The 13,237-nt window shown below is 54.0% G+C and carries 13 protein-coding genes; 9 read left to right on the top strand and 4 right to left on the bottom strand.

Features of this window, described 5'->3' with window-relative positions; translation table 11 throughout:
• The first annotated feature begins 40 nt into the window (after nucleotides 1–40).
• From mtlA to mtlR, 3 genes are all read left to right on the top strand, one after another.
• The gene (mtlA, locus tag C2U41_RS21635) at nucleotides 41–1,957 is read left to right on the top strand and encodes a PTS mannitol transporter subunit IICBA (RefSeq protein ID WP_103848222.1); all 1,917 of its coding nucleotides are present in this window, start codon (nucleotides 41–43) and stop codon (nucleotides 1,955–1,957) included.
• A gap of 220 nt (nucleotides 1,958–2,177) precedes the next feature.
• Nucleotides 2,178–3,326: a mannitol-1-phosphate 5-dehydrogenase gene (mtlD, locus tag C2U41_RS21640; protein ID WP_003024180.1), complete on the top strand. Its 1,149-nt coding sequence runs from the start codon at nucleotides 2,178–2,180 to the stop codon at nucleotides 3,324–3,326.
• Nucleotides 3,326–3,913: a mannitol operon repressor MtlR gene (gene mtlR / locus C2U41_RS21645; protein WP_003024179.1), complete on the top strand. Its 588-nt coding sequence runs from the start codon at nucleotides 3,326–3,328 to the stop codon at nucleotides 3,911–3,913. Before mtlD ends, mtlR begins: the two co-directional genes overlap by 1 nt.
• A 12-nt stretch (nucleotides 3,914–3,925) precedes the next feature.
• On the opposite strand, the gene C2U41_RS21650 is transcribed toward mtlR, so the two are convergent.
• Entirely contained in the window at nucleotides 3,926–4,132 is a 207-nt protein-coding gene (locus C2U41_RS21650; RefSeq protein WP_003024176.1) for a hypothetical protein, read from the bottom strand.
• 292 nt (nucleotides 4,133–4,424) lie between these two features.
• On the opposite strand from C2U41_RS21650, the gene C2U41_RS21655 reads away from it, so the two are divergent.
• From C2U41_RS21655 to trmL, 6 genes are all read left to right on the top strand, one after another.
• Entirely contained in the window at nucleotides 4,425–4,787 is a 363-nt protein-coding gene (locus C2U41_RS21655) for a YibL family ribosome-associated protein (protein ID WP_003024174.1), read from the top strand.
• Nucleotides 4,788–5,049: 262 nt separating this feature from the next.
• Nucleotides 5,050–6,705, top strand: a complete 1,656-nt coding sequence (gene lldP, locus C2U41_RS21660) for an L-lactate permease (protein ID WP_003837651.1) — start codon at nucleotides 5,050–5,052, stop codon at nucleotides 6,703–6,705.
• The gene (gene lldR, locus C2U41_RS21665) at nucleotides 6,702–7,478 is read left to right on the top strand and encodes a transcriptional regulator LldR (protein WP_103848221.1); all 777 of its coding nucleotides are present in this window, start codon (nucleotides 6,702–6,704) and stop codon (nucleotides 7,476–7,478) included. Before lldP ends, lldR begins: the two co-directional genes overlap by 4 nt.
• Nucleotides 7,475–8,665, top strand: coding sequence for an FMN-dependent L-lactate dehydrogenase LldD (lldD, locus tag C2U41_RS21670; protein ID WP_003837647.1), 1,191 nt, complete (start codon nucleotides 7,475–7,477; stop codon nucleotides 8,663–8,665). Before lldR ends, lldD begins: the two co-directional genes overlap by 4 nt.
• Before the next feature lie 195 nt (nucleotides 8,666–8,860).
• A complete protein-coding gene (locus C2U41_RS21675) occupies nucleotides 8,861–10,201 on the top strand; it encodes an MFS transporter (protein ID WP_003837645.1) in 1,341 nt (446 codons plus the stop codon).
• Nucleotides 10,202–10,247: 46 nt separating this feature from the next.
• Nucleotides 10,248–10,721 carry a tRNA (uridine(34)/cytosine(34)/5-carboxymethylaminomethyluridine(34)-2'-O)-methyltransferase TrmL gene (gene trmL, locus C2U41_RS21680; RefSeq protein ID WP_016151165.1) on the top strand — a complete coding sequence of 158 codons (474 nt, stop codon included), beginning with the start codon at nucleotides 10,248–10,250 and terminating at the stop codon, nucleotides 10,719–10,721.
• 86 nt (nucleotides 10,722–10,807) lie between these two features.
• On the opposite strand, the gene cysE is transcribed toward trmL, so the two are convergent.
• From cysE to secB, 3 genes are all read right to left on the bottom strand, one after another.
• On the bottom strand, nucleotides 10,808–11,629 hold the full coding sequence (gene cysE / locus C2U41_RS21685) for a serine O-acetyltransferase (protein ID WP_003024160.1): 822 nt from the start codon (nucleotides 11,627–11,629) through the stop codon (nucleotides 10,808–10,810).
• Nucleotides 11,630–11,707: 78 nt separating this feature from the next.
• Nucleotides 11,708–12,727: an NAD(P)H-dependent glycerol-3-phosphate dehydrogenase gene (gpsA, locus tag C2U41_RS21690; protein ID WP_003837641.1), complete on the bottom strand. Its 1,020-nt coding sequence runs from the start codon at nucleotides 12,725–12,727 to the stop codon at nucleotides 11,708–11,710.
• Nucleotides 12,727–13,194: a protein-export chaperone SecB gene (gene secB / locus C2U41_RS21695; protein WP_003024155.1), complete on the bottom strand. Its 468-nt coding sequence runs from the start codon at nucleotides 13,192–13,194 to the stop codon at nucleotides 12,727–12,729. Before secB ends, gpsA begins: the two co-directional genes overlap by 1 nt.
• Nucleotides 13,195–13,237: the final 43 nt, after the last annotated feature.

Raw genomic sequence — 13,237 nt, forward strand, 5'->3', positions numbered from 1 at the left:
TTCAGCCTGCGCGATAGCAAACATAAGAAGGGGTGTTTTTATGTCATCCGATATTAAGATCAAGGTGCAAAGCTTTGGTCGATTCCTCAGCAACATGGTGATGCCAAATATCGGCGCGTTTATCGCGTGGGGTATTATCACCGCATTATTCATTCCGACAGGGTGGTTGCCGAACGAAACGCTGGCGAAGCTTGTCGGTCCTATGATCACCTATCTGCTGCCGCTGCTGATCGGTTATACCGGTGGTAAGCTGGTTGGCGGCGAACGTGGCGGCGTGGTTGGTGCTATCACCACCATGGGCGTTATCGTCGGTGCAGATATGCCAATGTTCCTCGGCGCGATGATCGCAGGTCCGCTGGGCGGCTGGGCTATCAAACATTTCGACAACTGGGTAGACGGTAAGATCAAGTCCGGTTTTGAGATGCTGGTGAATAACTTCTCCGCAGGCATCATCGGGATGATCCTCGCCATTCTGGCATTCCTTGGCATTGGCCCATTGGTTGAAGCACTGTCCAAAATCCTGGCGGCAGGCGTTAACTTCATGGTTGTCCATGACATGCTGCCGTTGGCGTCTATCTTCGTTGAACCGGCGAAAATCCTGTTCCTCAACAACGCCATCAACCACGGTATTTTCTCACCGCTGGGTATTCAGCAGTCCCATGAGATGGGCAAATCCATCTTCTTCCTGATTGAAGCTAACCCGGGTCCGGGTATGGGCGTTCTGCTGGCATACATGTTCTTCGGTCGCGGCAGCGCTAAGCAGTCTGCGGGTGGTGCGGCAATCATCCACTTCCTGGGTGGTATCCACGAAATTTACTTCCCGTACGTGCTGATGAACCCACGTCTGATCCTGGCGGTTATCCTCGGCGGTATGACTGGCGTATTTACCCTGACTATCCTGAACGGCGGTCTGGTTTCTCCGGCCTCTCCGGGTTCTATCCTGGCCGTGCTGGCCATGACGCCGAAGGGCGCTTACTTCGCTAACATCGCTGCTATCTGTGCTGCTATGGCAGTCTCCTTTGTGGTTTCAGCCATTCTGCTGAAAACCAGCAAAGTGAAAGAAGATGATGACATTGATGCCGCAACCCGTCGTATGCACGACATGAAAGCGGAATCCAAAGGCGCATCTCCGCTGGCGGCTGGCGACGTGACCAACGACCTGAGCCATGTGCGTAAAATCATTGTTGCCTGCGATGCCGGTATGGGTTCCAGCGCCATGGGTGCGGGCGTACTGCGTAAGAAAGTGCAGGATGCAGGTCTGTCTCAGATTTCCGTCACTAACAGCGCGATTAACAATCTGCCGCCGGATGTGGATCTGGTCATTACCCACCGTGACCTGACCGAACGCGCGATGCGCCAGGTGCCTCAGGCACAGCACATTTCGCTGACCAACTTCCTCGACAGCGGCCTGTACTCCAACCTGACCGAACGTCTGGTCGCTGCACAGCGCCACAACGTGAACGAAGAGATAGTCCGCGATCACCTGAAAGACAGCTTTGAAGAGGGTGATACCCACCTGTTCAAACTGGGTGCGGAGAATATCTTCCTCGGTCGTAAAGCCACTAACAAAGAGGAAGCAATTCGCTTTGCTGGTGAGCAACTGGTGAAAGGCGGTTACGTTGAGCCAGAATACGTCGAGGCGATGCTGGACCGCGAAAAACTGACTCCGACTTACCTCGGCGAGTCCATCGCAGTACCGCACGGGACGGTTGAAGCCAAAGACCGTGTGCTGAAAACCGGTGTGGTGTTCTGCCAGTACCCGGAAGGCGTTCGCTTCGGTGAAGAAGAAGACGATATTGCCCGCCTGGTGATTGGTATCGCAGCACGTAACAACGAGCACATCCAGGTGATTACCAGCCTGACCAACGCGCTGGATGACGAATCCGTGATCGAACGTCTGGCCCATACCACCAGCGTGGATGAAGTTCTGGAGCTGCTGGCGGGTAAAAAAGCTTAACGGTTAAGTATCTCCAAAATAGTTCGAGCTGCAGGAAGGCGGCAACGCAGTGAATCCCCAGGAGCGTACATAAGTACGTGACTGGGGTGAGCGAGGAGAGCCAACGCATCTGCAGTTCGAAATATGAAGGCGATATCCTCTCCCTTGTGGAGAGGGTTAGGTTGAGGGAAAAGCCTCACCCCAGCCCTCTTGGGTAAAAACATTGATGAAGGTTAATACTATGAAAGCATTACATTTTGGCGCAGGTAATATCGGTCGTGGCTTTATCGGCAAACTGCTGGCGGACGCGGGGATACAGCTGACGTTCGCGGATGTAAATCAGGTCGTGCTCGATGCCCTGAATGCCCGTCATAGCTATCAGGTTCATGTCGTAGGTGAAAACGAACAGGTTGATACCGTCTCCGGCGTCAACGCCGTGAGCAGCATCGGCGATGATGTCGTCGACCTGATTGCCCATGTAGATTTAGTCACTACCGCCGTCGGTCCGGTCGTGCTTGAGCGTATCGCTCCGGCCATCGCCAAAGGGCTGGTTAAACGCAAGGCACAGGGCATAGCTACTCCGCTGAATATCATCGCCTGTGAAAACATGGTGCGCGGAACGACCCAGTTGAAAGGCCATGTAATGAACGCGCTGGCAGATGAAGACAAAGCCTGGGTTGAAGAACATGTTGGCTTCGTCGATTCCGCCGTGGACCGCATTGTTCCGCCTTCGGCTTCAGCAACCAATGACCCGCTGGAAGTTACCGTAGAAACCTTCAGTGAGTGGATTGTCGACAAAACACAGTTCAAAGGTGAACTACCAAATATCCCAGGAATGGAATTAACTGATAACCTAATGGCATTTGTCGAACGTAAACTCTTCACGCTGAACACCGGGCATGCTATAACCGCGTACCTCGGAAAATTGACCGGTCATCAGACCATCCGTGACGCGATTCTCGACGAGAAAATCCGCGCAGTGGTAAAAGGTGCGATGGAAGAGAGCGGCGCGGTACTGATCAAACGCTATGGTTTTGATGCAGCAAAACATGCGGCATACATTCAGAAAATCCTCGGTCGCTTTGAAAACCCGTATCTGAAAGATGACGTTGAGCGCGTGGGTCGTCAGCCGCTGCGTAAGCTGAGCGCGGGAGATCGTCTGATTAAACCGCTGCTGGGTACGCTGGAGTATGGTTTGCCGCATGCAAATCTGGTTATCGGCATTGCGGCAGCGATGCACTATCGCAGCGAAGAAGATCCGCAGGCACAGGAACTGGCCGCGTTGATTGACGAAAAAGGTCCGCAGGCCGCGCTGGCGCAAGTTTCCGGGCTGGATGCCAACAGCGATGTCGTGCTTGAGGCTGTTAACGCGTATAACGCAAAGAAATGATGCAGGACCTGGCGCAGGATATCCTGCGCCTGAATAATAGATTGTCAGATATGCAGGCAATAATGGAACAAACGCAGGCCTTTGAAAATCGTGTGCTTGAGCGTCTGAATGCTGGCAAAACCGTACGCAGCTTCCTCATCACCGCCGTAGAACTGCTCACCGAGGCGGTGAATATTCTTGTGCTTCAGGTATTTCGCAAAGACGACTATGCGGTGAAATATGCTGTAGAACCACTGCTTGACGGCGACGGTCCGCTGGGCGATCTTTCCGTTCGCCTGAAGCTCATCTACGGTCTGGGCGTACTCAGCCGGCCGGAGTATGAAGACGCCGAGCTTCTGATGGCGCTGCGGGAAGAGTTAAACCATGACGGCAATGAATATGCGTTCACCGACGATGAAATTCTTGGTCCGTTTGGCGAACTCCACTGCGTGACGGCACTCCCGCCGCCACCGCAGTTTGATACCTCAGACTCAGGTCTGCACGCGATGCAGATCCAGCGCTACCAGCAGATGGTGCGCTCCACGATGGTACTTTCCCTGACCGAGCTGATTTCTAAAATCAGCTTAAAAAAAGCCTTTCAAAAATAAGACGATGCTTGCTTATTTCTCTTCCTGCTGCGGTCGATAAAGCTGCCGATAGTACGCCAGACGTTGCAGATACAACTGCGCATTCTCCTGCGGTATTTCAGAAGGGACAACGTTGCGTGGCGGTGTTTTATTCAGATACTCGCGAAAAGCCTGGCTTGAAGCCATAAAATCGACCGTCTTATCAATTAGAGCCGAAACGTTCTCACCTATTTTCGCCATAATCTTCCCTCCTCCATGTATTAACCGCGCTCAGCCTGCGCGGTTGATCATTTAAGTTTAGGATCGGTTTGGCAATTACATTAAGGAAAACGTGCTTCACTATGAACCCGCCAACAAAATGCGCCATGGTCGATCTTATCGCTTAAAATTCCTTATTAATCAAAATAGTAATATTTTCATTAGCTGAATAATACTTGCAACATTTGATTATTTATCTTCGATTAGTTGTGAATAATCCCGCTCTGCGCGCATACTATAGGATATTCATCCTATTTTTATCAGAAGCTATCCTATGAAAGAAGTCGAAAAAAACGAAATTAAACGCCTGAGCGATCGTCTGGACGCTATCCGCCACCAGCAGGCTGACCTGTCTCTGGTTGAAGCCGCCGACAAATATGCCGAGCTAGAGCAAGAGAAAGAAACTCTGGAAAACGAGATTGCGCGTCTGCGTGAAGTCCATGGTCAGAAGCTGAGCAAAGAAGCGCAAAAGCTGACGAAACTCCCTTTCCGTCGTACCATCACCAAAAAAGAACAGGCCGACATGGGCAAGCTGAAGAAGAGCGTACGCGGCCTGATTGTCGTTCACCCGATGACCGAGCTTGGCCGTGAAATGGGCCTGAAAGAAATGACAGGCTTCGCGAAGAGCGAGTTCTGATCTCCCACCGGGCAACATCCGCTTGCCCGGTCCTTCACTTCCCCTCGCAATTGGCCCTACCAATTTTAGCCAGATCATACCAGTACCTCACATTTCATTAAAATGTGAGTACAATACCGTTGCCAATAAATAACATTTGATTAACCATTCATTGTCATTACCCCTACACAACAATATTGGCAGGGCCACTTTTACACATAATGTGACGAAGATTTGAGCAAAGACTCATTCCATTATGTCGGCGGCCCCCAGGAGACCTGCAATGAATCTCTGGCAACAGAACTACGACCCGGCCGGTAACATCTGGCTTTCCAGTCTGATCGCATCGCTCCCCATCCTGTTCTTTTTCTTCGCCCTGATTAAGCTCAAGCTGAAAGGCTACGTTGCGGCGTCATGGACGGTGGTGATCGCTTTGTCGGTCGCCTTGCTGTTTTACAAAATGCCGGTCGATCACGCTCTGGCATCCGTAGTGTACGGTTTCTTCTACGGTCTGTGGCCAATTGCCTGGATCATTATCGCTGCGGTATTCGTCTATAAAATCTCGGTGAAGACTGGGCAGTTCGACATTATCCGCTCCTCGATACTCTCGATTACCCCAGACCAGCGTCTGCAAATGCTGATTGTCGGTTTCTCCTTTGGGGCATTCCTCGAAGGGGCGGCAGGCTTCGGTGCTCCGGTAGCGATTACCGCCGCGCTGCTGGTTGGCCTTGGCTTTAACCCACTGTATGCGGCAGGCTTGTGCTTAATCGTAAACACCGCTCCAGTCGCTTTTGGGGCAATGGGCATTCCGATTCTGGTTGCCGGTCAGGTTACCGGGCTGGACAGCTTCGAGATTGGCCAGATGGTGGGCCGTCAACTGCCGTTCCTGACCATTATCGTGCTGTTCTGGATTATGGCGATTATGGATGGCTGGCGTGGCGTGAAAGAAACCTGGCCTGCGGTGATGGTCGCTGGCGGCTCGTTTGCTATCGCGCAGTATCTCAGCTCTAACTTTATCGGACCGGAACTGCCGGACATCATCTCTTCTCTGGTTTCCCTGGTCTGTCTGACGCTGTTCCTGAAGCGCTGGCAGCCGGTACGCATCTTCCGCTTTGGTGATATGGGCGCTTCGCAGGTCGATATGGATCTGTCGCGCACCCGCTACACCGCCGGGCAAATCATCCGAGCCTGGTCGCCGTTCCTGTTCCTGACAGCTACCGTCACGCTGTGGAGCATACCGCCGTTTAAAGCGCTGTTTGCACCAGGCGGCGCGATGTACCACTGGGTGGTCAATATTCCGGTTCCGTTCCTCGACAAGCTGGTTGCCCGTATGCCGCCGGTCGTACACGAAGCCACAGCCTACGCGGCGGTGTACAAATTTGACTGGTTCTCCGCGACCGGTACCGCAATACTGTTTGCCGCCCTGCTGTCCATCGTCTGGCTGAAGATGAAGCCGTCTGCTGCGCTTCAGACCTTTGGTAGCACGCTGAAAGATCTGGCGCTACCTATCTACTCCATCGGGATGGTGCTGGCATTCGCGTTTATCTCTAACTACTCCGGGCTTTCATCCACCCTGGCATTGGCCCTGGCTCACACCGGCAGCGCATTTACCTTCTTCTCGCCGTTCCTTGGCTGGCTGGGGGTATTCCTGACTGGATCCGACACCTCATCAAACGCACTGTTTGCCGCCCTACAGGCTACGGCCGCTCAGCAAATCGGTGTTTCGGATGTATTGATGGTGGCTGCAAATACCACCGGCGGCGTGACCGGAAAGATGATCTCTCCGCAATCTATCGCTATCGCCTGTGCGGCAGTGGGATTAGTGGGAAAAGAGTCTGACCTGTTCCGCTTTACCGTGAAGCACAGTCTGATTTTCACCTGCATGGTGGGTGTGATTACCACACTGCAGGCCTATGTCTTAACCTGGATGATTCCATGATAGTGATGCCCAGACGCCTGTCAGACGAAGTCGCATCTCGTGTGCGGGCGCTGATTGAAGAACAACAGCTGGAAGCGGGCATGAAGTTGCCCGCTGAGCGTCAGTTGGCCGTACAGCTCGGCGTATCGCGCAACTCGCTGCGCGAGGCGTTAGCAAAACTGGTGAGTGAAGGCGTACTGATTAGCCGTCGTGGCGGTGGGACGTTTATTCGCTGGCAGCATGAGGCATGGTCTGAACAAAACATCGTGCAGCCGCTGAAAACCCTGCTGGCGGACGATCCTGATTACAGTTTCGATATTCTGGAAGCCCGCCACGCCATCGAAGCCAGCACCGCCTGGCACGCAGCTATGCGTGCCACTGCTGCCGACAAAGAGAAGATCAGGCTCTGTTTCGAGGCCACACAAAGCGAAGATCCAGATCTCGCCTCGCAGGCAGACGTTCGCTTTCATCTCGCCATTGCGGAGGCCTCACACAACGTGGTGCTGTTACAGACCATGCGCGGTTTCTTCGACGTATTGCAGTCTTCGGTGAAACAGAGCCGCCAGCGAATGTACCTCGTGCCGCCCGTATTTTCACAGCTAACGGCACAGCATCAGGCCGTACTGGATGCGATTGTTACCGGAGATGCCGACGGCGCGCGTAAAGCGATGATGGCGCACCTCAGTTTTGTCCACACCACGATTAAACGATTTGATGAAGATCAGGCCCGCCAGGCGCGAATCACCCGCCTGCCCGGTGACCCTGGTGAGAATAGCAGGGAGAACAACACATGATTATTTCAGCAGCCAGCGACTATCGCGCCGCAGCCCAGCGCATCCTACCCCCCTTCTTGTTCCACTATATTGACGGTGGGGCGTATGCAGAGCACACTTTGCGCCGTAACGTGGCAGACCTGTCGGAGGTGGCCCTTCGCCAGCGCGTGCTGAAGAATATGTCCGACCTGAGCCTGGAGACAAAACTGTTCAACGAAACGCTCTCCATGCCGGTGGCCCTTGCACCTGTCGGTCTGTGCGGCATGTATGCGCGTCGGGGCGAAGTTCAGGCCGCCGCCGCCGCTGATGCCAAAGGCATTCCGTTTACGCTTTCCACAGTATCCGTATGCCCGATTGAAGAAGTCGCCCCGACTATCAAGCGTCCGATGTGGTTTCAGCTGTATGTTCTGCGCGATCGCGGCTTTATGCGTAACGCCCTGGAACGAGCCAAAGCGGCAGGTTGCTCCACGCTGGTCTTTACCGTCGATATGCCAACACCTGGCGCACGCTACCGTGACGCCCATTCCGGGATGAGCGGCCCAAATGCGGCACTGCGCCGCTACTGGCAGGCAGTCACCCATCCACAATGGGCATGGGACGTTGGCCTGAACGGTCGCCCGCATGATTTAGGCAATATCTCGACCTATCTTGGCAAACCCACCGGCCTTGAAGACTACATCGGCTGGCTGGCGAATAATTTCGATCCGTCGATTTCCTGGAAAGACCTCGAGTGGATCCGCGAATTTTGGGATGGTCCGATGGTGATCAAAGGGATCCTCGATCCTGAAGATGCTCGCGACGCCGTACGCTTCGGCGCTGATGGCATTGTTGTCTCTAACCACGGTGGTCGCCAGTTAGACGGCGTGCTGTCTTCAGCTCGCGCGTTACCCGCTATTGCCGATGCGGTAAAAGGCGATATCACCATTCTGGCAGACAGCGGGATCCGCAACGGTCTGGACGTCGTACGCATGATTGCGCTGGGCGCGGATAGTGTTCTGCTGGGACGTGCTTATCTGTACGCGCTGGCAACCCACGGTCAGGCCGGGGTAGCGAATCTGCTGAATCTGATCGAGAAAGAGATGAAGGTGGCAATGACCCTGACCGGTGCAAAATCGATTAGCGAAATCAGTCATGATTCGCTGGTACAAGAACTGGGAAAAAGCCTGCCTGCTGCGCTGGCACCTCTGGTTCAGGGTAGCGCGGCGTAACAATATCCCCATAAAACCCACTTTCTGCATGGTCGGTCTGTTCTCAGCCCGACCATTTTTTATCCAAAAATAACGACCAGTTAACATTTATAACCAATATATTTGACAACTTTTTATCCACCTGTCAGATGTATATACAAGCTAATACAAGGGCGAAATATACAGATAACAACCATCATAACGGGCGAGGGTAACATGGCTTATTCCGGAAAAGTGAATATCCAGCAGGCGATAGATGACAGTCCTTTTTCGCGCTTCCACTGGGTCATTATTGTCCTGGGTTTTCTGGTCCTGGCCATCGACGGCTTCGATACGGCGGCGATGGGCTATATTGCGCCCACGCTCTCAGCCGACTGGGGCATCAAGAAACAGGATCTCGGACCGGTGTTAAGCGCCGCGCTATTGGGCCTGTCATTTGGTGCACTGCTGGCCGGGCCGATTTCCGATCGTATGGGCCGTAAACGCGTGCTGGTCTTTTCCTGTCTGTTTTTTGGCCTCGCCAGTCTGGGAACAGCCTATGCCCAGACGCTGAATATGCTCACATTTTGGCGCTTTCTCACCGGGCTGGGTCTTGGCGCGGCAATGCCCAATGCCATCACCCTGGTGTCAGAATTTGCACCAAAACGCTGTCGTTCAATGGCGATTAACACCATGTACTGCGGCTTTCCGTTAGGGGCTGCAGGCGGCGGGGTGATCTCCTCCTGGCTTATCCCCAACTACGGCTGGCACAGCGTCCTGCTTGCCGGTGCGATCGCCCCGCTGGCCCTCACCGTATTGTTGGTGCTGTTCCTGCCGGAGTCGGTGAAGTATCTGGTTCACCGCGGTAAAGGGGTTGCACAGGTTAAACGCATTGCTCAACGCTTTATGTCGGGAAGTCTGGAACAGGTTACCCAGTTTTATCTGGATGAAGACCGCGTCACGGTCAAAAAAGGCAGCGTGGCACAGCTATTCAGTATGCCCTGGCTGCCGGGCACGCTGATGCTCTGGATGACCTACTTTATGGGATTGGTTATCTACTACGTGCTGTTGAGCTGGATGCCAACGCTGATGCTGGGAATGGGCTATCCGCTGGCTGAATCCGCCTGGCTGACGTCACTGTTTACCTTCGGCGGTACCGCAGGGATCCTGCTGGCCGGTTGGTTAATGGACCGTTGGGAAGCGCATAAAGTGGTGTCACTCGGCTTTATTCTGACGATGCTGTTTGCCCTCGCTCTCGGGTTTGAACATAACCATATCATCCTGTTCGGCGCACTGATCTTCCTGATGGGGATTACCATGAACGGCGCGCAGTCCGGGCTGCAGACGCTGGCCGCCACTTTTTATCCGACCCACTGTCGCGCGACGGGCATTGCCTGGATGCAGGGCGTGGGCCGCTTCGGTGGCGTAGCCGGAACGATGATGAGCGCCCAGTTGCTTTCCCTGCAATGGCAGGCAGACAGTATATTAATGTTCCTCAGCCTTCCGGCGCTGATTGCGGCTGCCGCAACGATTTACAAACTGCAACGCTATAAACCGCACGCGCTGACCGTCGCATAGTACCCGCTCTTTCTGCTATTCTGCCCCCCGTTATCAAGGGGGCAGTATGCTTAACATCGTTTTATTCGAACCAGAAATCCCGCCAAATACCGGCAATATTATCCGTCTTTGCGCCAACACCGGCTTTCGTCTGCATATTATTGAGCCAATGGGCTTTACCTGGGACGACAAGCGCCTGCGTCGCGCGGGGCTGGATTACCATGAGTTTACCGCCGTGCTGCGCCACCCTGATTACGCCAGCTTCGTCGCCGCAGAAAACCCGCAACGTCTGTTTGCCCTGACCACCAAAGGTACGCCAGCGCATAGCGCGGTAAGCTATCAGGATGGGGATTATCTGATGTTTGGCCCGGAAACTCGCGGTCTGCCATCCAGCATCCTCGACGCGCTGCCAGCCGAACAAAAAATTCGAATTCCGATGATGCCGGACAGCCGCAGCATGAACCTGTCAAATGCGGTGTCGGTGGTGGTGTATGAGGCCTGGCGCCAGTTAGGTTATCCTGGCGCGGTATTGCGTAGTTGATTTTTGTCGGATGGCGGCTGACGCCTTATCCGACCTACGAGATTTGTAGGCCCGGTAAGCACTGCGCCGCCGGGCATAGCTCGAAATCAGATGCCATCGCCGTATTCGAAAGTATGATGTATCCCGTTGAAATGCTGATCCATATCCATAGACGGTTTATCGCTGTCAGGCTTACCGACGATGCGTGCAGGTACGCCTGCCGCAGTGGTATGCGGGGGTACCGGTTGTAAAACCACGGAACCTGCGCCAATCTTCGCGCCGCGCCCGACTTCAATGTTGCCGAGAATTTTTGCTCCCGCGCCAATCATTACACCTTCACGAATTTTCGGATGACGATCGCCGCCGGCTTTACCGGTCCCGCCGAGCGTGACGGATTGCAGAATAGAGACATCATTTTCAATCACTGCCGTTTCACCGACCACAATGCCGGTTGCGTGATCGAGCATAATCCCACGGCCAATTTTTGCCGCCGGATGAATGTCTACCTGGAAGGTAACGGACACCTGATTTTGCAGGAAGATCGCCAGCGCCTGACGCCCCTGATGCCACAGCCAGTGACCGATACGGTAGGCCTGAAGCGCATGAAAACCCTTCAGGTACAGAAGTGGGGTGGAATATTTATCGACAGCCGGGTCACGCGTACGTACCGCCTGAATATCACAGGCCGCTGAGGCAATCATTTCAGGATCGGCGGCATAGGCCTCTTCCACGACTTCGCGAATCGCAATGGCGGGCATGATTGGAGAAGCGAGTTTATTCGCCAGCATATAGCTTAGCGCACTGCCGAGATTTTCATGTTTGAGCAGCGTTGCGTGGTAAAAACTGGCCAACATTGGCTCACATTCCGCCAGTGCCCGGGCTTCCGCTTTAATGTTTTTCCAGACGATATCCAGTTCTTCACACGGCATTGCGTACTCCAGAAGGTAGCAAAACGACCGACCCGTTCTTCGCGGGTCGGGTCGTTAGATTGAAACGGTTCCTTACGGCTAGTGGCTGCTTCGCTCGTCCTTGCGCGCACGACCTAATAACGTCAATGCTGCCTCGCGCGCGTTTTTTCCGCAATACAATACTTGATAAATTTCCTCGGTTATTGGCATCTCGACACCAAAACGGTGCGCCAATTCACGAACTTCTTTCGTATTGCGATAGCCTTCAACCACCTGACCAATCTTGTCCTGCGCGCCCTGCACGTCCATACCCTGGCCGAGCATCATGCCAAAACGACGGTTACGCGACTGGTTGTCGGTACAGGTCAGCACCAGATCGCCTAAACCCGCCATCCCCATAAAGGTGGCAGGATCGGCACCCAGCGCCGCGCCAAGGCGAGACATTTCGGTCAGTCCACGGGTGATCAATGCGGTACGCGCATTCGCGCCAAAACCGATGCCGTCAGACATCCCCGCACCAATCGCAATGACGTTTTTCACCGCGCCGCCAAGCTGCACGCCAATGAAATCCGGGTTGCTGTAAACGCGAAAGCTTTTGCCGCAGTGCAGCAACTGCTGGAGATCGTCAGCAAAGGCGTCGTCCGTCGAGGCCAGAGAAATCGCCGTCGGCATGCCCGCAGCCAGCTCTTTGGCGAACGTCGGGCCGGAAATAACCGCCAGTGGAATTGAGTCCCCCAGCGCTTCACGCGCGACGTCCTGCAGCAGACGCCCCGTTTCCGCCTCCAGACCTTTTGTCGCCCAGACCAGTCGTGCGTCAGGACGCATCAATGGTTTGATGTTTCGCAGCACTTCGCCAAAGACGTGGCTCGGCACCACCACCAGAATATTACGACTGGCGGCCAGCGCAGTGGCTAAATCACTTTCCAGGCGCAGTGTGTCAGGAAAAGGCACATCAGGAAGGAACGCGAGGTTGCAGCGATCGTGCTCAAGGGTCGCGATATGTTTCGGATCATGGCCCCACAGGACAACCTGATGGCCATTTCTTGCCAGGGTGATGGCAAGAGCGGTGCCGTACGAGCCGGCACCAATCACAGTCATTGAAGCATTACTTTGGTTCATCAGGCATCCTGATGTTCTTCAGTACCTTCGCCAGCCTGCTGCTGTAAATAGTTCATGAACAGCGCATCAAAGTTGACCGGCGCAAGGTTCAGTTGCGGGAACGTACCGCGTGAAACCAAGCTAGTGATGCATTCGCGGGCATACGGGAACAGAATGTTCGGGCAGTATGCGCCCAGGCAATGCGCCATCTGAGTCCCTTCGATACCACTGATGGAGAAAATACCGCCCTGCTGAACTTCGCACAGGAACGCAGTTTCTTCACCCAGGGAAGCCGTTACGGTGACACGCAGCACTACTTCATACACGTCATCTGCCAGTTGGGTAGATGCGGTATCAAGATCAAGTTTAACCTCTGGCTGCCAATCTTTCTGGAAAACATGCGGTGCATTTGGCGCTTCGAAAGACACATCCTTGGTATAGATACGTTGGATCTGGAAAGCCATTTCAGTGTTATTTTGTTCTGACATGTTTAGAAAACCCTTAGTGTTGTCCTTTAAATACTTTCAGTAC

The sequence above is a fragment of the Citrobacter freundii complex sp. CFNIH4 genome, assembly GCF_002934505.1.
Taxonomy (GTDB): domain Bacteria; phylum Pseudomonadota; class Gammaproteobacteria; order Enterobacterales; family Enterobacteriaceae; genus Citrobacter; species Citrobacter freundii.